The organism is Roseicyclus marinus, from assembly GCF_030163795.1.
GTDB lineage: Bacteria > Pseudomonadota > Alphaproteobacteria > Rhodobacterales > Rhodobacteraceae > Roseicyclus > Roseicyclus marinus.
This window is the reverse complement of record NZ_JASJOF010000002.1, coordinates 190785-210060: the sequence shown is the minus strand read 5'-3', so window position 1 is coordinate 210060 and position 19276 is coordinate 190785. Positions and strand designations below refer to the sequence as shown.

Genomic DNA, 19276 nt, shown 5'->3' with positions numbered 1-19276 from the left:
CAAAGCATGGCCACGCAGGACAACACGATCACCGAGGTTCTGGTGGGTGCCGCCGTCATGGCGGTCGCCGTGGGCTTCTTTCTCTATGCCGCGAACAGCACCGGTTCGGGCCCCGCGGGGGGGTCCTACCCGCTCACCGCCTCCTTCCGCTCTGCCGACGGCATCTCGGTCGGCACCGAGGTGCGGATGGCGGGCGTTCGGGTCGGCACCGTCACGGACATGGCGCTCAACCCCGAAACCTTCCGGGCCGAAACCACCTTCACGCTCCGAGACGACATCGAATTGCCCGACGACAGCGCCATCGCCATCTCGTCCGAAGGCCTTCTGGGCGGCAATTTCGTCGAGATCCTGCCGGGTGGCTCGCCCTTTACCTATGCCCCCGGCGACCAGATCATGGACACCCAAGGCTCGGTCAGCCTCGTGACGCTCCTGATGCGCTTCGTTTCGGGCAGCGACGCCGAATGATCGGGCGCGGCGCGGTCTCGGCCTTCGCGCTGCTCTTGGCCGTGGCGGGGCATCCTGTCCCGGCCCAGCAATTCGACAGCCTCGGCGGGGGCACGCTCGAAGGTTTTGCACTCAACCCCGACGCGGCGATCGACCCCGATGCGCCCTCGCTCGGCACCGATGACGGCCTGCCCACCACCGGCCCCGAGATCCAGTTGCAGATCACCGAAGGCCAACCCGATGTCACCCTGCGCAGCTTTCCCGGAACCGGCTCGCCCATCACCTCCGTGTTCCAGCCCGAAACCGCGCAAGCGCCGCGGGTGGTCCTGCGCGCCCTCGACAAGATGCTGGGACGGCCCATCGACATCGACCTCGCCATGGGCGAGACAATCATGTTCGGGCGGCTGGCGATCCGGGCCATCGAATGCCGCTACCCGGTCGAGGATCCGTCATCGGATGCCTTCGTTCATCTCGAGGTGCTGACCGATGCGGGGGCCCCGGTCTTCGACGGCTGGATGGTCGCCTCATCCCCCGCGCTCGTGGCCCTCGAACACCCCCGCTACGATGTCTGGGCGCTGCGCTGCTCGGACGGTTGAACGCGCTGGCGATCCATCGCAAAGAAATCCGCCTCGCTCGCCAGTGCCAATTGCAACTGCCGCCGATATTCCGCACGGGGAATTTCCACCGCGCCGAGGCTTTCCAGATGCGTCGTCGTGAATTGCGTGTCGAACAATTGAAAGCCGCCCGCGCGCAGCCGCTCGATCAGATGCACCAGCGCCAGCTTCGATCCGTCCCTCTGGCGCGAGAACATGGATTCGCCGAAAAACGCCGCCCCCAGCGTCACGCCGAACACACCCCCCGCCAGCGCGCCATCGATCCAGACCTCGACGGAATGGGCCTGTCCCATCGCTTGAAGCGCCGTGTAGGTGCGAAAGATATCGGCATTGATCCATGTCTCGGGCCGGTCGGCGCAGGCCTCCACCACACCCCCGAAATCGCGATTGATCGCGATCTCGAAGCCGCCTTGGCGGATCCGGCGTGACAGACTGCGCGAGACGTGGAACCGGTCCAGCGGGAACACGCCCCGCCGCTGCGGATCGACCCAGAAAATGCTGTCGTCATCCGCGCCGTCCGACATCGGGAAGATGCCGGCCGCGTAGGCCCGTATCATCAGCTCCGGCGTCAGCGTCGGTCTGGCCGACGCGAACATGTCATGTGCCATGCCCCGTGATATGGGATGCCCGCCCGGAAAGTCATGGGGGAAACGCAAAAGTCTTGCAGGCGGCAGGCCATGGCCCAAGTCCACCACCGGCCCGCCCTCGGGCAGGGCCGGGATGCGCTCGGGCGGATACCGCCCCGAGACGGGCCAATCCTCAGCCGAGGTTCTCGGCAAGCCAGCCTTCCAGCCAGTGGATCGTGTAATCGCCCGATAGTATCGCCGGTTCTTCCAGCAACGCGTGGAACAGCGGCACGGTCGTGTCGACACCATCCACGATCAGCTCGCCCAAGGCGCGCTTCAGACGCGCCAGCGCCTCGGGCCGGTCACGGCCATGCACGATCAGCTTGCCGATCAGGCTGTCGTAATAGGGCGGGATGCGGTAGCCGTCGTAAATGGCACTGTCCATCCGAACGCCCAATCCCCCCGGCGCGTGATACTGGGTGATCCGTCCCGGCGAAGGCGAGAAATTCGGCAGCTTCTCGGCGTTGATGCGCACTTCGATCGCATGCCCGTTCACTTCCAGATCGCCCTGTTCGAAGGACATGGGCAGGCCCGCCGCCACGCGGATCTGCTCGCGCACAAGGTCGACGCCGAAAATCGCCTCCGTCACCGGATGTTCGACCTGAAGCCGCGTGTTCATCTCGATGAAGAAGAACTCGCCGTCCTCGTACAGAAACTCGATCGTGCCCGCACCTTCGTAGCCCAGATCGGCCACGGCCTTCGCGCAAGTCGCCCCGATCCGGTCGCGCGTCTCGCGGTCGATGGCGGGGCCGGGGGCCTCCTCGAACACCTTCTGGTGGCGGCGCTGCAGCGAACAATCCCGTTCGCCCAGATGCACGGCGCGGCCCTTGCCGTCGCCAAAGACCTGCACCTCGATATGGCGGGGCCGCCCGAGGTATTTCTCGATATAGACCTCGTCATTGCCGAAGGCGGCCTTGGCCTCGCTCCGCGCGGTGCGAAAGGCCGTTTCCAGCTCCGCTTCGGTCCGCGCGAGCTTCATGCCGCGCCCGCCGCCGCCTGCCGTGGCCTTCACGATGACCGGATAGCCCGCCTCCTTGGCGACCGCATAGGCGGTGTCGAGATGATGGACGCCGCCTTCCGATCCCGGAACGCAAGGCACACCAAGCTTCTTCATCGTGTCCTTGGCGGTGATCTTGTCGCCCATCAGGCGGATGTGTTCCGCCGAGGGGCCGATGAACTTGATGCCATGATCCTCGACCGCCTGAACGAAATTGGCGTTCTCCGACAGGAAGCCGTAGCCGGGGTGGATCGCTTCCGCGCCGGTGATCTCGCAGGCCGAAATCAGCGCGGGCATCGACAGGTAGGATTGCCCGGAGGGCGGCGGCCCGATGCAGATCGCCTCGTCGGCCATGCGCACATGCATCGCGTCGCTGTCGGCGGTGGAATGCACGGCGACGGTGGCCACCCCCATCTCGCGCGCGGCCCGGATGACGCGCAGCGCGATCTCGCCGCGGTTGGCGATGAGGATCTTGTTGAACATTGCGCTACGCCCCGCTCACTCGATGATCATGAGCGGCGCGCCGTATTCGACGGGCGCCCCATCCTCGACGAGGATCCGCTTGACAATGCCCGCGCGCGGCGCGGGGATCTGGTTCATCGTCTTCATCGCCTCGACGATCAGCAGCGTCTGCCCTTCGGCCACCTGGTCGCCGACCGCGACAAAGGGTTTCGAGCCGGGTTCGGCCTGAAGATAGACGGTGCCGACCATGGGCGAGGTCACGGCGCCGGGCGCTTGCGCGGGATCGCTCACCGCGGCCGGGGCAGGGGCCGCCGCTCCAACGACGGGGGCCGCGGCCATCGGCGCCTGCGCCATCGCCATCGGGGCCTGCATCATGACCGCGCCGCCGCGCGCCACGCGCACGTTTAGCCAGTCATTCTCGCCGTATTCGCGCTTGACCTGAATCTCGGTCAGGTCACTCGTGTCCAGCAGCTCGGCAAGCGCCTTGATGAAGGCCACGTCGCTGGCGCGGGTTGCATCGTTCTTGTCGCTCATCTTTGTCCTCGCAGCTCGGCGGCGGGTCAAAAGACCTTGGCCGCGCTCCACCCTCTCGTCGGGTCCGTCTGGCTGACGCGTATAGCGCAGGCGTCGTGCGGGGAAAACCCGCCCCGTGCATCCCGACCCATCCCGGAGCTGCCCGTTTTTTCGGCACGACGATCGGCTTGTGGCGTTAACCTTTGCGAAACACCTCCCCGCAGAAATTTACCATTTGATAAAATTTGGGACCCGTGCCAGCCTCCGATCAGATCACAGCCATTCGCCTGCAGGGAGATGCACCCGATGACGAACAGCCCTTTCACCCCCGGCATCGCGCCCGCCCGTCTCGACCCGGCGACGCTGGCCGAAAACTTTTCCGATCTGCACGCGCCGCTCGATGCGCACGAGGCGCTGGTGGCCGCCGACCGCTGTTATTTCTGCCATGACGCGCCCTGCATCACGGCCTGCCCCACCTCGATCGACATCCCGCTGTTCATCCGCCAGATCGCCACGGGTACGCCCGAGGCAGCGGCCAAAACCATTTTCGATCAAAACATTCTTGGCGGCATGTGCGCCCGCGTCTGCCCGACCGAGACCTTGTGCGAAGAAGCCTGCGTGCGCGAGGCCGCCGAGGGCAAACCGGTCGAGATCGGCCGCCTGCAACGCTTCGCCACCGACACGCTGATGGAGCAGGGCATCCACCCCTTCACCCGCGCCGCTGCCACCGGCAAGCGCGTGGCGGTCGTGGGCGCGGGGCCTGCGGGTCTAGCATGTGCCCATCGCCTTGCCCTGCACGGGCATGACGTGACGATCTACGACGCCAAACCCAAGGGCGGCGGGCTGAACGAATACGGCATCGCCTACTACAAATCCGTTGGAAATTTCGCCAAGGCCGAGGTCGATTGGCTGCTCGAGATCGGCGGCATCACGATGGAAACCGGCAAGGCGCTGGGCCGCGACATCACGCTCGACGGGCTCCGCGCCGAGTTCGACGCGGTGTTCCTCGGCATGGGTCTTGGCGGGGTGAACGCGCTGCGCGCCACAGGCGAAGATCGGTCTGGTGTTCGCGATGCCGTCGATTTCATTGCGGACCTGCGTCAATCGTCCGATCTTGCCGCGCTGCCTGTCGGGCGCAATGTCGTCGTCATCGGTGGTGGCATGACCGCCATCGACGCGGCTGTGCAATCCAAGCTTCTGGGCGCGGAAAGCGTGACGGTTCTCTACCGGCGCGGACGCGACGCGATGCCTGCCAGCCGCTACGAACAGGACCTTGCAGCATCCAAGGGCGTGCGCTTCGTCTTCAACGCCATGCCCGTCGCAATCCTCGGCAATGGCGCGGTCACCGGCGTCCGGGTCGAATACACAAGGTCCGAGGGTCGGTCCCTCGTCGGCACGGGCGAAACCTTCGACATTCCCGCCGACCAGGTTCTCAAGGCCATCGGCCAGACGCTCGACGGCGCACCGGACGGGCTGGACATCACCGGCGGCAAGATCGCGGTCAACGGTCCGGGCCGCACAACCCTGAAGGGCATCTGGGCGGGCGGCGATTGCGCCAGTGGCGGCGAAGATTTGACCGTCACCGCCGTCGCCGAAGGCCGCGACGCTGCCGAAGATATCCACTCCAGCCTCATGGGCTGATGGGACCATTCAGTCGATTATCCGCAACTCATGAATTTTCCAGCGAAAATTCTGACAGGCAAAAGGGAGACCGGGACCATGGCAGATCTTACCTCCACCTTCCTGGGCATCAAGTCGCCCAACCCGTTCTGGCTGGCCTCGGCCCCGCCGACCGACAAGGCCTATAACGTCGAGCGTGCCTTTCAGGCGGGTTGGGGCGGCGTAGTCTGGAAGACGCTGGGCGAGGCCGGGCCGCCGGTCGTGAACGTCAACGGCCCGCGCTACGGCGCGATCTGGGGCGCCGACCGCCGCCTTCTGGGTCTCAACAACATCGAATTGATCACCGACCGCCCGCTGGAGGTGAATCTGCGCGAGATCAAGGAGGTCAAGCGCAAGTGGCCCGACCGCGCGATGATCGTCTCGCTCATGGTGCCCTGCGAGGAACAGGCGTGGAAAGCCATCCTGCCGCTGGTCGAGGAAACCGGCGCGGACGGGATCGAACTCAACTGCGGCTGCCCGCACGGAATGAGCGAGCGCGGCATGGGCAGCGCCGTGGGTCAGGCGCCCGATTTGATCGAGGCTATCACCCGCTGGTGCAAGCAGACCACGCGGATGCCCGTGATCGTGAAGCTGACGCCCAACATCACCGATATCCGTGGCCCCGCAAGGGCGGCGAAAAAGGGTGGGGCGGATGCCGTGTCGCTCATCAACACCGTGTCGTCCATCACCTCCGTGAACCTCGACAATTTCAGCCCGGAGCCGTCGATCGACGGCAAGGGCAGCCACGGCGGCTATTGCGGCCCGGCGGTCAAACCCATCGCGCTCAACATGGTGGCCGAAATCGCGCGCGACCCCGAAACCCATGGCCTGCCGATTTCCGGCATCGGCGGCGTCACCACATGGCGCGATGCGGCCGAATTCCTGGCCTTGGGTGCAGGCAACGTGCAGGTCTGCACCGCCGCCATGACCTATGGGTTCAAGATCGTGCAGGAGATGATCTCGGGCCTGTCGCAATATCTTGATGAAAAGGACATGGCACTGTCCGACCTGATCGGTCGCGCGACCCCGAATGTCACCGATTGGCAGTATCTGAACCTCAATTACGTGACCAAGGCCCGCATAGATCAGGACGCCTGCATCAAGTGCGGCCGCTGCTACGCGGCCTGCGAGGATACCAGCCACCAAGCGATCACCATGTCGCCCGACCGCGTGTTCGAGGTGCAGGATGATGAATGCGTCGCCTGCAATCTCTGCGTGAACGTCTGCCCGGTCGAGGGCTGCATCACGATGGAGCAGATGGAGGCGGGCGCCGTCGATCCGCGCACGGGCGTGACCGTGTCCGATGACTACGCCAACTGGACGACGCATCCCAACAACCCCGCGGCCCGCAGCGCGGCGGAATAGGACGGAACCGAGGGGGCTGTCGGCCCCCTCGGGCTCCCCCGACCGTATTTGTGGAAAGATGAAGGGATCAGGGGGCCAGAAGCCGGCGGAACAGCCTGTCGAGAAACAGGTCCGCCTCGGCGATGGGATCGCGCCCGGTGCCCAGAACGGCGCGGACCTGCACGTCGAAATCCGCATAGTGCTGTGTCAGCGACCAGATCGAGAAGATGAGATGATGCGGGTCGATATCGGCGATCCGCCCCTCGGCTGCCCAAGCTCGGATGACCTTGGCTTTTTCGTCCACGAGGTTTTTCAGATCACCCGCCAGCGCCGCCTGCATCCGGGGCGCGCCCTGCACGATCTCATTGGCGAAAAGCCGCGATTCGCGGGGGAAATCCCGGCTCATCTCCAGCTTGCGCCGCGCATAGGCGAGAATCTCGGCCACCGGATCGCCGTCGGGGTCGAGTGCGCGCAGCGGATCGAGCCAAGTGTTCATCAATTGGCTCAAGAGCGTCACGTGGATCGCTTCCTTGGACGGGAAATAGTAAAGCAGGTTGGGTTTCGACAGCCCGGCCTCGGCCGCGATCATGTCGAGCGTCGCGCCCCGGAATCCGTGTTGGGAAAACACCTCCAGCGCCGCGTCGAGGATCGTTTCGCGGTTCTTGGTCTGGATCCGGGTGCGGGGGCGGGCGCTGGGCATGGCTGCATCAGACCCGTCTGCGCGGGCGGAGACAAGAGGCGCTTTCGCCCGCTGCCCAGCCATCGGGCAGCGACACGGGCAGAGCGATCATTTGACCATCATTTGCCTTGTCTTTGCGCATGGCGTCGCGGACAATTCGTTGACTGGCACAGCGCCTCTGCTAGCGTGGCCTTGACCATTTGGTCAAAACACGACCTTGACCCTCTGGTCGATACCAATCCAAGCCTCCGGCGGCGCGCGACCGGGGGCGCAAGACAGGGAAAGCCGCCATGGCGCTCGACCGTTCCAACCCGGTGCCCAACGATCTGTCCGCATTCTGGATGCCCTTTACCGCGAACCGGCAGTTCAAGAAGACGCCGCGGATGTTCGTGAGCGCGGACCGGATGCACTACAAGACCGCCGACGGGCGCGAGGTGCTGGACGGGACCGCAGGCCTTTGGTGCTGCAACGCGGGTCACAACCGCCCCAAGATCGTCGAGGCGATCCGCCAGCAGGCCGGCGAACTGGATTACGCGCCCGCGTTCCAGATGGGCCATCCCAAGGCGTTCGAACTCGCCAACCGGCTGCGCGATCTGGCGCCCCAGCCCTTCGAACATGTGTTCTTCACCAATTCCGGCTCGGAGGCCGTCGATACCGCGCTGAAGATCGCCATCGCCTATCAGCGCGCTATCGGCCAAGGCACGCGGACGCGCCTGATCGGGCGCGAACGCGGCTATCACGGCGTGGGCTTCGGCGGTATTTCCGTGGGCGGGATCGTCAACAACCGCAAGTTCTTCGGCACGCTGATGACCGGCGTCGACCACCTGCCGCACACCCACCTGCCAGCGCAGAACGCGTTTTCGCGCGGCCAGCCGGAACATGGCGCGCATCTGGCCGATGAGTTGGAGCGCATCGTGGCGCTGCACGGGCCAGAGACCATTGCGGCCGTGATCGTGGAACCCATGGCAGGCTCGACCGGCGTTCTGATGCCACCCAAGGGTTATCTGGAAAAGCTGCGTTCCATCTGCACCAAGCACGGCATCTTGTTGATCTTTGACGAGGTCATCACCGGGTTCGGCCGTCTGGGCAGCCCCTTTGCCGCCGATCATTTCGGGGTGATGCCCGACATGATCACCTGTGCCAAGGGCCTGACCAACGGCGTCATCCCGATGGGCGCGGTGCTGGCGACCAAGGAGATCCACGACGCCTTCATGCAGGGGCCCGAGCATCTGATCGAGCTGTTCCATGGCTACACCTATTCGGGCAATCCGATCGCCTCGGCCGCTGGCCTTGCGACGCTGGAAACCTACAAGGAGGAAGGCCTGTTCGAACGCGCCGCCGAGATGGCGCCCTATTGGGAAGAGGCGGTGCATTCCTTGCGCGATTGCCCGCATGTCATCGACATCCGCAACATGGGCCTGATTGCGGGGATCGAACTGGAACCCATCGCGGGAGAGCCGACCAAGCGCGCCTTCAGCGCGTTTCTGGAGGCCTATGACAAGGGCGTGCTGATCCGGACCACGGGCGACATCATCGCCATGTCGCCGCCGTTGATCATCGAAAAGGCGCATATCGATACGCTGGTGGGGACGCTGAGGGACATCTTGCAGCGGCTGCATTGAGAACGGCTGCCAAGACGCTGATAGGGAAGGTGAAGTCATGCCGGCACCAGCCGAGAACATGAGGATCGACGGCGAGCGGCTGTGGGATTCGTTGATGGAAATGGCCAAGATCGGGCCGGGTGTGGCGGGCGGCAACAACCGCCAGACCCTGACCGACGAGGATGCCCGCGGCCGCGCGCTGTTCCAGTCCTGGTGCGAGGCGGCGGGTTGCACCATGGGTCTTGACGAGATGGGCAACATGTTCGCCCGCCGTGAAGGCACCGATCCCGACGCGCTGCCGGTCTATGTCGGGTCCCACCTCGATACGCAGCCCACGGGCGGCAAGTATGATGGGGTGCTGGGCGTTCTGGGCGGCCTCGAAGTGATCCGCACTCTCAACGATCTGAACATCAAGACGAAACATCCCATTGTCGTCGTGAACTGGACGAACGAGGAAGGCACGCGGTTCGCGCCGGCCATGCTCGCCTCGGGCGTTTTTGCGGGCCGCCATAACCTTGACTGGGCCTATGACCGGGTGGACGCCAAGGGCAAGCGTTTCGGCGACGAACTGGAACGGATCGGCTGGAAGGGCGACGAAAAGGTCGGTGACCGCAAGATGCACGCCATGTTCGAGTTGCATATCGAACAGGGTCCGATCCTCGAGGCCGAGGGCAAGGATATCGGCGTCGTCACCCATGGGCAGGGCCTGCGCTGGATCGAATGCACGGTGACGGGCAAGGAAAGCCACACGGGCTCCACGCCGATGCACATGCGCAAGAATGCGGGCAGGGGCCTCGCGCTGGTGACCGAGCTTGTCCACGAGATCGCAATGAAGAACCAGCCCAATGCCGTGGGCGCCATCGGGCAGATCGACGTCTACCCCAACAGCCGCAACATCATCCCCGGCAAGGTCGTCTTCACCGTCGACATGCGGACCCACATCCTGCCCAAGCTCAACGCCATGGTCGCGGAGTTCATGGAACGTGCGCCCGCGCTTTGCGAGGGGATCGGCGTCAGTTTCGAGGCGCAGATCGTGGGCCAATTCGATCCGCCCGCCTTTGACGAGGGGTGCGTGAACGCGATCCGCCAAGCGGCCGTGCGGCTTGGATATTCCCACATGGACATCGTTTCCGGCGCGGGGCACGATGCCTGCTGGATCAACGACGTGGCCCCCACGGCGATGGTCATGTGCCCTTGTGTCGACGGGCTGTCCCATAACGAGGCCGAGGAGATCAGCCCCGAATGGGCCGCCGCCGGCTGCAACGTCTTGTTCCACGCCGTCGTGGACACCGCGGAGATAGTAGAATGACCCTGATGCGCCTTGCCGGTCTGGCCGGAATTCTTGTTTTGTCGGCCTGTGCCACGACCACGCCCGAAGGTCAGACCGAGGAATTGAGCGAAGAGGTACGGGCGCTGGCAGCACCGGGCCAGAACCTTGCGCAGGTCCGCATCGAAAGCGACGGCTGCTATTGGTATCGCTACGAGGGTCGGGTCGAAACGACCTTCCTGCCGCTGATGACGCGCGACAACCGGATGATCTGCGTCCGGACGCCCACAACCTGAGACCACGCAACACGGGGGAACCACGGATGAGCAGCACGGTTATCAAGGGCGGCACCATCGTTACCGCCGATCTGACCTATACCGCCGATGTCCGGGTCGAGGGCGGCCGCATCACCGAGATCGGCCCCAACCTTTCGGGCGACACGGTGCTCGATGCAACCGGCTGCTATGTGATGCCCGGCGGGATCGACCCCCATACCCATCTCGAAATGCCCTTCATGGGCACCTATTCCGCCGATGATTTCGAAAGCGGTACGCGCGCGGCCCTTTCGGGCGGCACCACCATGGTTGTCGATTTCGCGCTGCCCTCGCCGGGTCAGGGGCTGCTCGACGCGCTCCAGATGTGGGACAACAAGGCGGGCCGCGCCAATTGCGATTATTCCTACCATATGGCCGTGACATGGTGGGGCGAGCAGGTCTTCAACGAGATGAAGCCCGTGATCGAGGATCGCGGCATCAACACGTTCAAGCATTTCATGGCCTACAAGGGCGCGCTCATGGTCAATGACGATGAGATGTACGCCTCCTTCAGCCGTCTGGCGGAATTGGGCGGGATCGCTATGGTCCATGCCGAGAATGGCGACGTGGTGGCCGAACTGACCGCAAAGCTGCTGGCCGAGGGCAACAGCGGCCCCGAGGCCCACGCCTATTCCCGCCCCGCGCAGGTCGAGGGGGAGGCGACGAACCGCGCCATCATGATCGCCGACATGACCGGTGTTCCGCTCTACGTCGTCCATGTCTCGTCGGAGGACGCGCATGAGGCGATCCGGCGCGCGCGATCCTTGGGCAAACGTGTCTGGGGCGAGCCCTTGATCCAGCACCTGACGCTGGATGAAAGCGAATATTTCCATCCCGATTGGGACCATGCCGCCCGCCGCGTCATGTCGCCGCCCTTCCGCAACAAGAAACATCAAGACAGTCTCTGGGCGGGCCTCATGTCGGGGTCGCTCTCTGTCGTGGCGACCGATCATTGCGCCTTCACCACCGAGCAGAAGCGTTATGGCATCGGCGATTTTTCGAAAATCCCCAATGGCACCGGCGGGCTCGAGGACCGGATGCCGATGCTTTGGACCCATGGCGTTGCGACCGGGCGGCTTACCCCCAACGAATTCGTCGCCGTCACATCAACGAACATCGCCAAGGTCTTGAATTGCTATCCGAAAAAGGGTGCGATCCTTGTGGGGGCAGATGCCGATATCGTGGTCTGGGACCCGACCAAGGAAAAGACCATCACCGCCAGCGCCCAGCAATCTGCCATCGATTACAACGTCTTCGAAGGGCACAAGGTCAAGGGCCTGCCGCGCTTCACCCTCACGCGCGGACATGTTGCCGTCCATGACGGCGAAATCCGCACACAAGAAGGGCATGGGCAATTCGTGAAGCGTCCCGGCAACGGCACGGTCAACCGCGCCTTGTCGACCTGGAAAGAGCTGACCGCACCCCGGCCTGTCGAGCGGTCGGGCATTCCGGCAACGGGGGTGTGATGGCCGAAGCCGCCCGCGCGATCGAGATGAATACCGCCCCGCAAAGCCCCGTGATTGCGGCAAAAAACCTCGATCTTGTGTTCCAGACTGCCGATGGGCCGGTGCAGGCGCTGCGCGATGTGTCCCTCACCATCGACAAGGGGGATTTCGTCAGCTTCATCGGTCCCTCGGGCTGCGGCAAGACCACCTTTCTGCGCGTGATCGCGGCGCTCGAACAGCCCACAGGCGGCACCATCACCGTCAACGGCATGACGCCCGAAGAGGCGCGGCTCAAGCGCGCCTATGGCTATGTCTTTCAGGCCGCGGGCCTTTACCCGTGGCGGACCATCGAAAAGAACGTCGCCCTGCCGCTCGAGATCATGGGCTTTGACCGCGCCGAGCAGGAAAAACGCGTGAGGAATGTTCTGCGACTTGTTGATCTTGAAGGGTTCGGCAAGAAATTTCCATGGCAGCTCTCGGGGGGCATGCAGCAGCGCGCCTCCATCGCCCGCGCGCTGGCCTTCGATGCCGATATCCTCCTGATGGACGAACCCTTCGGCGCGCTCGACGAGATCGTGCGCGATCACCTGAACGAACAGCTTCTGAAGCTCTGGGCGCGCACCGAAAAGACCATCGGCTTCGTCACCCATTCGATCCCCGAGGCGGTCTATTTGTCGACCAAGATCGTCGTCATGTCGCCGCGTCCGGGGCGCATCACCGATGTGATCGAAAGCGACCTGCCGCGCGAGCGGCCGCTCGACATCCGCGACACTCCCGAATTCCTGGCAATCGCCCATCGTGTCCGCGAAGGGCTGCGAGCGGGGCATGCCTATGACGATTAACGACGCATCCGCAGGTCGCAATCCGGCGCGCGCGGGCCGTCGTGTCGGCGCACAAGCCATCGTGATCGTTTCGAAAGGCGCGATGGATGAGTGCAGGGTTCTTCGCCTGGCTTGGCGTGGCGATGGTCGTCTTCCTGACCGGCAGCACGGCCTTGCGGAGCTATGTGGCCGCGCCCAAGCTTGCGTTGCTGGTCGGGGCCTTGCTGCTCTACACGATCGGCAACCTCATCATGGTCCGGTTGATGCGCGAGACGGGGATGGCAGTAGCCATCTCGATCTCTGCGGTCTTGCAACTGGTTCTGGCCGCGGGTGTCGGCATGGTGCTGTTCGGCGAAAGGCCGGGGATGCTGCAATCCATGGGCCTTGTCCTCGGTGTCGTTGCGGTGGCGCTGATCGTCTGGCCGACACGCCCGGGCTGAGAGCGGCGGCATGAGTGCCGCAACCGCATATGGGGCCAATGACAGGTCGGGCGCGGCAGGCTGGATCGCGGCGCTGTCTTCGACCGTCCTGCCTGTCCTGACCATCGTTCTGGCCATCGTCGCCATCTGGTATGCCGCCAGCGTGATGATGAACCGCGCCTGGACGCTGGACGAGGCGGAGCGCCGCGGCGTCCAGTTGACCGTGATGGAGATCGTGTCCGACGCGATGAACCAGGAACGGCCCGTCCTGCCCACGCCGCATCAGGTGTTCGACGAGTTATGGTCCACCACCGTGGGCGAGCCCGTGATGCGTGAACGGCGCGGTGAAATGCAGGGCAACCCCCGCAACCTCGTCTTCCATGCCTATCACACGCTTTGGCCCACGATCCTCGGTTTTGGCATCGGCAGCTTTCTCGGCATCCTGCTGGCCATCGGCATCACCCATTCGCGCGCCATGGACATGAGCGTCATGCCATGGGCCATCGCCAGCCAGACCATCCCGATCCTCGCCATCGCGCCGATCATCGTGGTCGTGGTGTCGAACCTTCCCGCCCTCAACAACGCCGTCTCCCAAGGCTGGATATCCGAGGATACCAAGCTTCTGGTGCCCAAGGCGCTGATCTCGGCCTATCTCAGCTTTTTCCCCGTCGTCGTCGGGATGGTCGCTGGCCTGCGCAGCCCGCAGGCAACCGACCTCGACCTGATGCGCACCTATTCCGCAAGCCGGGGCCAGACCTTCTGGAAACTTCGGCTGCCGGCCTCGGTGCCCTTCCTCTTCACCTCGCTCAAGGTGTCGATCGCCGCCGCGCTGGTCGGCACGATTGTCGCCGAACTGCCCACGGGGGCGCGGTTCGGCCTTGGTGCGCGGCTTTTGACGGGCAGCTATTACGGGCAGACGATCCAGATCTGGTCGGCGCTCTTCATGGCGGCCATCTGTGCGGCGGCGCTTGTGATCTTGCTCGGCGCGCTGGAAAAAATTGTGCTCAAGCGGATGGGGGCGCGATCATGAGAGCCTCCGCCATCCCCCAATGGGGTCTGCCTGCACTCGGTGCCGCGTTGATCGCGTTGGCGGCGCTGACCGACGCAAGGCTGGCACTCATCCTGGCCGTCTGGTTCGGCGCGTGGGCGCTCAATGCGGTCCTCGCAGAGCGGGCGCGTGGCAGGGGTGCGCGCTTTTTCGTCCCGCTCCTCTTCGGGGTGACGCTGCTCGCGCTCTGGGAGATGGCGGTGCAGCTTTACGACATTTCCTTCGTCATCCTGCCCGCGCCATCGGCGATCTGGGCGCGCATGGTGACGGAGACGCCGACGCTCTGGGCCGATTTCCAGCAGACGATCCTCAAGGGCGCGCTGGCGGGCTATATCATGGGGTGCGGCGCGGCCTTTCTTGCCGCACTTGCCGTCGACCGCTCCCCCTTCTTGCAAAAGGGCCTTTTGCCGGTCGGCAATTTCATCGCGGCCCTGCCCATCGTCGGCACAGCACCCATTTTCGTGATGTGGTTCGGTTTCGGCTGGCAATCGAAATCGGCGGTCGTGGTCGCCATGGTCTTCTTCCCGATGCTGGTCAATTGCGTGCAGGGGCTGAAGGCCAGCGACGCCATGCAGCGCGATCTCATGCGGACCTATGCGGCCAGCTACGGCCAGACGCTCGTGAAACTGCGCCTGCCGACCGCCATGCCCTTCGTCTTCAACGGATTGAAGATCTGCACGACCCTTGCGCTGATCGGGGCCATCGTTGCCGAATTTTTCGGCTCTCCCACCGTGGGGATGGGCTTCCGCATCAAGATCGAGATGGGACGCCTTGCCATGGACATGGTCTGGGCGGAAATCGCAGTAGCGGCCTTGGCGGGCTCGGGCTTTTACGGGCTGGTGGCCCTGATCGAGAAACGGCTGACATTCTGGCATCCCTCGCAACGGCGAGGGTGACGGCACCAAAGACCAAAACCAACAGCAAGACCAACAGGAGGAACTGAAACCATGAAAAAGACACTGATCCCGGCCATCGCCCTCGGCCTCGCGGCCACCGCGGCGCAGGCACAGGACGAGGTTCGGCTGCAACTGCAATGGGTGACCCAATCGCAGTTCGCGGGCTACTACGTCGCGCTCGAGAACGGCTATTACGAGGAAGAGAACCTCGACGTCACGATCCTGCCGGGCGGCCCCGATATCGCACCCCCGCAGGTTCTGGCGGGTGGCGGCGCGGATGCCATGCTGAACTGGATGCCCTCGGCGCTGGCGGCACGTGAACGCGGCCTGCCGGTCGTCAATATCGCCCAGCCCTTCGTGCGGTCGGGCCTGATGCTGTCGTGCTGGGCCGATGCGGGCATCGCGGAACCCGCCGATCTTGCGGGCCACACGGTCGCGCATTGGTTCTTCGGCAACGAATACCCGTTCATGGGCTGGATGAACCAGCTGGGCATCCCGGTCGACGGCTCCGAAGGCGGCGTCACGCTGTTGCAGGCGGGCTTCAACGTCGATCCGCTTCTGCAGCGTCAGGCCGATTGCATCTCGACCATGACCTACAACGAATACTGGCAGATCATCGATGCGGGCATCTCGCCCGAGGAACTGGTGACCTTCCGCTATTCGGATTACGGCGTCGACACGCTGGAAGACGGCATCTGGGTGCTGGAGGAAAACCTCGAGGATCCCGCCTTCTTCGACAAGATGGTCCGCTTTGTCCGCGCCTCTATGCGTGGCTGGGAATGGGCAGCAGCCAACCCGACCGAGGCTGCGATGATCGTGCTCGACTATGACGAGACCGGCGCCCAGACCGAAGAGCATCAACTGCGCATGATGGGCGAGGTTGCGCTTCTGGTCGAAGGCGGCAATGGCACGCTCGATGTCGAAAGCTACGAGCGCACGGTGCGCACCCTTCTGGAAGGCGGCGATGCCGTCATCACCACCGAACCCATGGGCGCATGGACCCATGCGGTGACCGAGGCTGCGCTGGGCAACTGAGCCCACATTTTCGCCAACACTCCTTGCCACGGCCCCGGTATAGTCCGGGGCCGTGTGCGTTTCAGCGCCTGAGGTCGAGTGCGCGTGGCCGGTCCCGGTCTCCCACCTGTCTGGTGTCGAGTGGATCCACCCCCAAGCCTTTGATCGGTGTGGGCGGGGGTTTGGCGGGCAGGGGTTGCGCAGGCGATCCCCCCGGATCATGTCGCAGCATCTTGCCCTTGGCGGGTGCCGTCACCGCGCGCGTCCCCAGGTCGGGCGGGCTTGTCGTTGCCGCCTGCGCCCCCGCAGCGGGGATCGCGGGGATCTGTCCCATCGGCGGAAGGGTAAAATTCACCATCTGGGGCCTCCGGTCCCGGCGCGCCCCCACCTGCGGCCATCATGCCAGCGCGGCAGGCAGTGGCCAATGCGATCCCTAAATTGCTGTGCATTTCAGGGCACCTGTCCTGCCCCAGCTTGTAAATCTCTGGACAAACCCAGACCAACCATGGATTTTCCTGTCAATCAGGCCCCAAATCCCGCAAGGCGACCCGATGGTTCAGGCCCATTCCACCCCGCGCCGCGCACAGCTGACCGGATCGCGCATCCGGGAACGGCGGCTGGTCATGGGGCTCAAACAGGCCGATCTGGCCCTTCGCGTCGCGATCTCGCCCTCCTACCTGAACCTGATCGAACACAACCGCCGCCGGATCGGTGGCAAGCTTCTGGTCGCCATCGCCCGCGCGCTCGACGTGGAACCCGCACAATTATCCGAAGGTGCGGATGCAAGCCTGCAAGACGCCCTGCAGTCTGCCGCATCGAGCCTTCCCGTTGCCCCGGGCAGCGGGCCCGAAACCGACCGGATCGACGAATTCGCAGGCCGCTACCCCGGTTGGGCAAGCCTGATCGCGGCGCAGCAACGCCGCAATGCCGGGCTGGAGGCGCTGGTCGAAGGGTTGCGCGACCGCCTGGGACATGATCCGGTTCTGGCCGATGCGATGCACGAGGTGCTGTCGACCGTCGCCGCCATCCGGTCGACCGCCGACATTCTCGTGCGCGAAGCCGATATCGACCCGGCGTGGCGCGCCCGATTTCACCGCAACCTCCACGAAGAGGCCGAGCGTCTGTCGGTCCGCGCCACGGCTCTGTTGCGCCATTTCGAGGCCGAGGAAGAGACCGGACCCCGCGCTGCCTCGACCCCGATCGAAACGGTTGAGGCGATGTTCGAGGCCGCGGGCCATCACTTCCCGCAGATCGAGGCGATGGGGGCCGCCGCCATTCCCGCGGTGCTCGCCCGGGCGGCCGGGATGGACGATCCCGCCACGCGCGCGCTGGCCGAGCGGTGGCTGGCCGCCTATGCCGCCGATGCCGCGCGTCTGCCGCTTGCGGTGATCCAGCCCGCCGCACAGGCCGCGGGCCATGACCCTGCCGCGCTGCTCGCCTTGGGGCAGGGCGATGTGGCGCTTGTCCTGCGCCGCCTTGCGACCTTGCCGCGCACGGGTGCTGCGGGCGAGGGGCCGCCGCCCTTCGGCCTTGCGGTCTGCGATGCCTCGGGCGCGTTGATCTTTCGCCGCCGCCTGACCGCCTTTTCCATTCCCCGGTTCGGCGCGGGTTGCCCGCTCTGGCCGCTCTACCGGGCGTTGTCGCGACCGGGCCAACCCGAGGCGGGGCTGATCGAGATGCCGCAAGGCGCGCGGTTTCGCGTCTGGGCCGTCAGTCAGGCCGTCGCGCCTGCGGGGTTCGGGGCGGTGCCGGTGATGCAGGCGGTGATGCTGGTCACACCGGCACCGTCCGGCACCGGGACAGAGATCATCGCGGCCGGACCGGGCTGCCACCTGTGTCCCCGGCGGGATTGCGCGGCCCGGCGCTGAGCGCCGGGACCATGAGGCGACAGGCGTCCGGGCGTGTCGGCATTACGCCCCTTATCGGATGGCGTTCAGCGACCGGCCCAGCATATCCACACCCATCTGGCAAAACAGGTCCAGCATGTCGAGCGGCACCCAGTTCTCGCGGATCAACCCTTCATGGTGCAGGTAGAAATCCATCACCCGCATGAAGACCGGCTTGCCCGTGGGCGGCATCCCGCAGAACCCGCCCCCCATGTGCATGGCATAGACCGAGGGCCAGCCGCCCGTGACCGAATAGTGGCCGTCCCCGATCCGGATGTAATGGCCCGCGCCATGGCGGGCGCGTTCGGCGGTGACCTCTTCGAATGTCCCTTGCGGCCTGTTAAACGCGATGCGGAACGGCAACTGGTGGCCGTCGACAAAGCCGTCCAGCCCGCGCGTCGTGCCGATGCCCGCAGGGCCGTACCACATCATCTTGAGATGCCAGTGGTCGCGCTGGGGCATGGCGATCAGCGCCTCGCGCGACAGGCGGCCCCTGTCGTCGAATTCGGCCAGCGACTTGTGCATGGCCAGCGTCTGTTCGAGGCTCGCGCGGCCATCTTCCGGGTCGGACAGGTCCAGGCGCAACCCATCCGCCGTGATCGGCCCCTGCCAAGGCTCCTCCACGCCGAGCGACGGGGCAAGCGGCCAGAGACCCACCTGCCGCATCACGTCCAGAACATCCCAAAGCAGGTTGGCCTGCACCACATGACCGGCCGCGTCGATCTGCCAGACCTCGCCATAGCGCAGCGTCACGGTCTTTCCGGTGGCGGGGATGCCCAACCAATCGCCCCGCATCGTGCCGCAATAATGGCCCATGGCCGCGATGTAGGTTCGGCCAAGGTAGCTGCCCCCGACAAGGATCAGGTCGCGGCGTTCGAGGTCGGGCAGGGCGGTTTTGAGCGGGGCCCAGATCGCCTGAAGGGCGGCCGCATTGCCCGCGCTCTCGTTCATCGGGTGGGCGGCGCGCCACTGGGCATCGGGCCGCGCCAGCCGGTCAAGCGCCGCGGCCATCCCGGCCTGCGGGGCCTCGGCCAGCGCGTCAAGCCGGGCCTTGAAGGCGGTGCGCGTCGCGCTGTCGGGCGCGGCATGGGGATCGAATCCATCTGACAACACGGGTGCGGTTCCTCTGGCTGTCCACTCCTGTCGGCGCAGCCTTGTCCGAGGCCCGCGGGGCGCGCAACTTTTTTCTTGCATACGCATGCAAAAACACCGAGCCTTCTTCATGGA

Annotated in this window: 19 protein-coding genes; 14 read left to right on the top strand and 5 right to left on the bottom strand. The window is 65.0% G+C overall.

Annotated features, from left to right (window positions below):
* Positions 1-6: 6 nt before the first annotated feature.
* The gene (mlaD, locus tag QQK63_RS03875) at positions 7-465 is read left to right on the top strand and encodes an outer membrane lipid asymmetry maintenance protein MlaD (protein ID WP_277827361.1); all 459 of its coding nucleotides are present in this window, start codon (positions 7-9) and stop codon (positions 463-465) included.
* Positions 462-1040: a DUF2155 domain-containing protein gene (locus tag QQK63_RS03870; RefSeq protein ID WP_277827363.1), complete on the top strand. Its 579-nt coding sequence runs from the start codon at positions 462-464 to the stop codon at positions 1038-1040. Before mlaD ends, QQK63_RS03870 begins: the two co-directional genes overlap by 4 nt.
* Here the strand turns inward: QQK63_RS03870 and aat are convergent.
* The 3 genes from aat to accB all read right to left on the bottom strand — a co-directional run bounded on the left by aat (position 1004) and on the right by accB (position 3677).
* On the bottom strand, positions 1004-1666 hold the full coding sequence (gene aat, locus QQK63_RS03865; protein WP_277827828.1) for a leucyl/phenylalanyl-tRNA--protein transferase: 663 nt from the start codon (positions 1664-1666) through the stop codon (positions 1004-1006). The two genes, QQK63_RS03870 and aat, sit on opposite strands and share 37 nt — an antisense overlap.
* A gap of 151 nt (positions 1667-1817) precedes the next feature.
* On the bottom strand, positions 1818-3164 hold the full coding sequence (gene accC / locus QQK63_RS03860; protein ID WP_277827365.1) for an acetyl-CoA carboxylase biotin carboxylase subunit: 1347 nt from the start codon (positions 3162-3164) through the stop codon (positions 1818-1820).
* Between the two features lie 15 nt (positions 3165-3179).
* A complete protein-coding gene (gene accB, locus QQK63_RS03855; protein WP_277827367.1) occupies positions 3180-3677 on the bottom strand; it encodes an acetyl-CoA carboxylase biotin carboxyl carrier protein in 498 nt (165 codons plus the stop codon).
* 285 nt (positions 3678-3962) lie between these two features.
* Between accB and QQK63_RS03850 the strand changes: the two genes are divergently transcribed.
* The gene (locus QQK63_RS03850; protein WP_277827369.1) at positions 3963-5297 is read left to right on the top strand and encodes an NAD(P)-dependent oxidoreductase; all 1335 of its coding nucleotides are present in this window, start codon (positions 3963-3965) and stop codon (positions 5295-5297) included.
* A 78-nt stretch (positions 5298-5375) separates the two neighbouring features.
* The gene (preA, locus tag QQK63_RS03845) at positions 5376-6680 is read left to right on the top strand and encodes an NAD-dependent dihydropyrimidine dehydrogenase subunit PreA (protein WP_277827371.1); all 1305 of its coding nucleotides are present in this window, start codon (positions 5376-5378) and stop codon (positions 6678-6680) included.
* Between the two features lie 67 nt (positions 6681-6747).
* On the opposite strand, the gene QQK63_RS03840 is transcribed toward preA, so the two are convergent.
* The gene (locus tag QQK63_RS03840; RefSeq protein WP_277827373.1) at positions 6748-7359 is read right to left on the bottom strand and encodes a TetR family transcriptional regulator C-terminal domain-containing protein; all 612 of its coding nucleotides are present in this window, start codon (positions 7357-7359) and stop codon (positions 6748-6750) included.
* A gap of 269 nt (positions 7360-7628) precedes the next feature.
* On the opposite strand from QQK63_RS03840, the gene aptA reads away from it, so the two are divergent.
* From aptA to QQK63_RS03790, 10 genes are all read left to right on the top strand, one after another.
* Positions 7629-8960, top strand: a complete 1332-nt coding sequence (aptA, locus tag QQK63_RS03835; protein WP_277827375.1) for an omega-aminotransferase AptA — start codon at positions 7629-7631, stop codon at positions 8958-8960.
* 37 nt (positions 8961-8997) lie between these two features.
* The gene (locus QQK63_RS03830) at positions 8998-10248 is read left to right on the top strand and encodes a Zn-dependent hydrolase (protein WP_277827377.1); all 1251 of its coding nucleotides are present in this window, start codon (positions 8998-9000) and stop codon (positions 10246-10248) included.
* Positions 10245-10502, top strand: a complete 258-nt coding sequence (locus tag QQK63_RS03825) for a hypothetical protein (protein WP_277827379.1) — start codon at positions 10245-10247, stop codon at positions 10500-10502. The genes QQK63_RS03830 and QQK63_RS03825 overlap by 4 nt, the downstream gene beginning before the upstream one ends.
* A gap of 26 nt (positions 10503-10528) precedes the next feature.
* Entirely contained in the window at positions 10529-11986 is a 1458-nt protein-coding gene (gene hydA / locus QQK63_RS03820) for a dihydropyrimidinase (RefSeq protein ID WP_277827381.1), read from the top strand.
* Positions 11986-12807 (top strand): ABC transporter ATP-binding protein, encoded by an 822-nt coding sequence (locus QQK63_RS03815; RefSeq protein ID WP_277827383.1) that lies wholly within the window; start codon positions 11986-11988, stop codon positions 12805-12807. Before hydA ends, QQK63_RS03815 begins: the two co-directional genes overlap by 1 nt.
* Before the next feature lie 86 nt (positions 12808-12893).
* Positions 12894-13226: a hypothetical protein gene (locus tag QQK63_RS03810; RefSeq protein WP_277827385.1), complete on the top strand. Its 333-nt coding sequence runs from the start codon at positions 12894-12896 to the stop codon at positions 13224-13226.
* A 10-nt stretch (positions 13227-13236) separates the two neighbouring features.
* Positions 13237-14235, top strand: a complete 999-nt coding sequence (locus tag QQK63_RS03805; protein WP_277827387.1) for an ABC transporter permease — start codon at positions 13237-13239, stop codon at positions 14233-14235.
* Positions 14232-15149 (top strand): ABC transporter permease, encoded by a 918-nt coding sequence (locus QQK63_RS03800; protein WP_277827389.1) that lies wholly within the window; start codon positions 14232-14234, stop codon positions 15147-15149. Before QQK63_RS03805 ends, QQK63_RS03800 begins: the two co-directional genes overlap by 4 nt.
* 51 nt (positions 15150-15200) lie before the next feature.
* Positions 15201-16184 carry an ABC transporter substrate-binding protein gene (locus QQK63_RS03795; RefSeq protein WP_277827391.1) on the top strand — a complete coding sequence of 328 codons (984 nt, stop codon included), beginning with the start codon at positions 15201-15203 and terminating at the stop codon, positions 16182-16184.
* A gap of 530 nt (positions 16185-16714) precedes the next feature.
* Complete coding sequence (locus QQK63_RS03790) at positions 16715-18031, top strand: helix-turn-helix transcriptional regulator (RefSeq protein ID WP_277827393.1); 1317 nt, start codon at positions 16715-16717, stop codon at positions 18029-18031.
* A 51-nt stretch (positions 18032-18082) separates the two neighbouring features.
* Here QQK63_RS03790 and QQK63_RS03785 read toward each other — a convergent pair whose 3' ends face one another.
* The gene (locus QQK63_RS03785; protein WP_277827395.1) at positions 18083-19162 is read right to left on the bottom strand and encodes a nuclear transport factor 2 family protein; all 1080 of its coding nucleotides are present in this window, start codon (positions 19160-19162) and stop codon (positions 18083-18085) included.
* Between the last annotated feature and the right edge of the window lie 114 nt (positions 19163-19276).

Coding starts and splice junctions, on each gene's coding strand:
- QQK63_RS03815 (WP_277827383.1), top strand. CDS start 11,986: ATGGCCGAAGCCGCCCGCGCGATCGAGATGAATACCGCCCCGCAAAGC.
- QQK63_RS03790 (WP_277827393.1), top strand. CDS start 16,715: ATGGTTCAGGCCCATTCCACCCCGCGCCGCGCACAGCTGACCGGATCG.
- QQK63_RS03850 (WP_277827369.1), top strand. CDS start 3,963: ATGACGAACAGCCCTTTCACCCCCGGCATCGCGCCCGCCCGTCTCGAC.
- aat (WP_277827828.1), bottom strand. CDS start 1,666: ATGGCACATGACATGTTCGCGTCGGCCAGACCGACGCTGACGCCGGAG.
- preA (WP_277827371.1), top strand. CDS start 5,376: ATGGCAGATCTTACCTCCACCTTCCTGGGCATCAAGTCGCCCAACCCG.
- mlaD (WP_277827361.1), top strand. CDS start 7: ATGGCCACGCAGGACAACACGATCACCGAGGTTCTGGTGGGTGCCGCC.
- QQK63_RS03870 (WP_277827363.1), top strand. CDS start 462: ATGATCGGGCGCGGCGCGGTCTCGGCCTTCGCGCTGCTCTTGGCCGTG.
- aptA (WP_277827375.1), top strand. CDS start 7,629: ATGGCGCTCGACCGTTCCAACCCGGTGCCCAACGATCTGTCCGCATTC.
- QQK63_RS03830 (WP_277827377.1), top strand. CDS start 8,998: ATGCCGGCACCAGCCGAGAACATGAGGATCGACGGCGAGCGGCTGTGG.
- accB (WP_277827367.1), bottom strand. CDS start 3,677: ATGAGCGACAAGAACGATGCAACCCGCGCCAGCGACGTGGCCTTCATC.
- QQK63_RS03805 (WP_277827387.1), top strand. CDS start 13,237: ATGAGTGCCGCAACCGCATATGGGGCCAATGACAGGTCGGGCGCGGCA.
- QQK63_RS03840 (WP_277827373.1), bottom strand. CDS start 7,359: ATGCCCAGCGCCCGCCCCCGCACCCGGATCCAGACCAAGAACCGCGAA.
- QQK63_RS03810 (WP_277827385.1), top strand. CDS start 12,894: ATGAGTGCAGGGTTCTTCGCCTGGCTTGGCGTGGCGATGGTCGTCTTC.
- QQK63_RS03795 (WP_277827391.1), top strand. CDS start 15,201: ATGAAAAAGACACTGATCCCGGCCATCGCCCTCGGCCTCGCGGCCACC.
- hydA (WP_277827381.1), top strand. CDS start 10,529: ATGAGCAGCACGGTTATCAAGGGCGGCACCATCGTTACCGCCGATCTG.
- QQK63_RS03800 (WP_277827389.1), top strand. CDS start 14,232: ATGAGAGCCTCCGCCATCCCCCAATGGGGTCTGCCTGCACTCGGTGCC.
- accC (WP_277827365.1), bottom strand. CDS start 3,164: ATGTTCAACAAGATCCTCATCGCCAACCGCGGCGAGATCGCGCTGCGC.
- QQK63_RS03825 (WP_277827379.1), top strand. CDS start 10,245: ATGACCCTGATGCGCCTTGCCGGTCTGGCCGGAATTCTTGTTTTGTCG.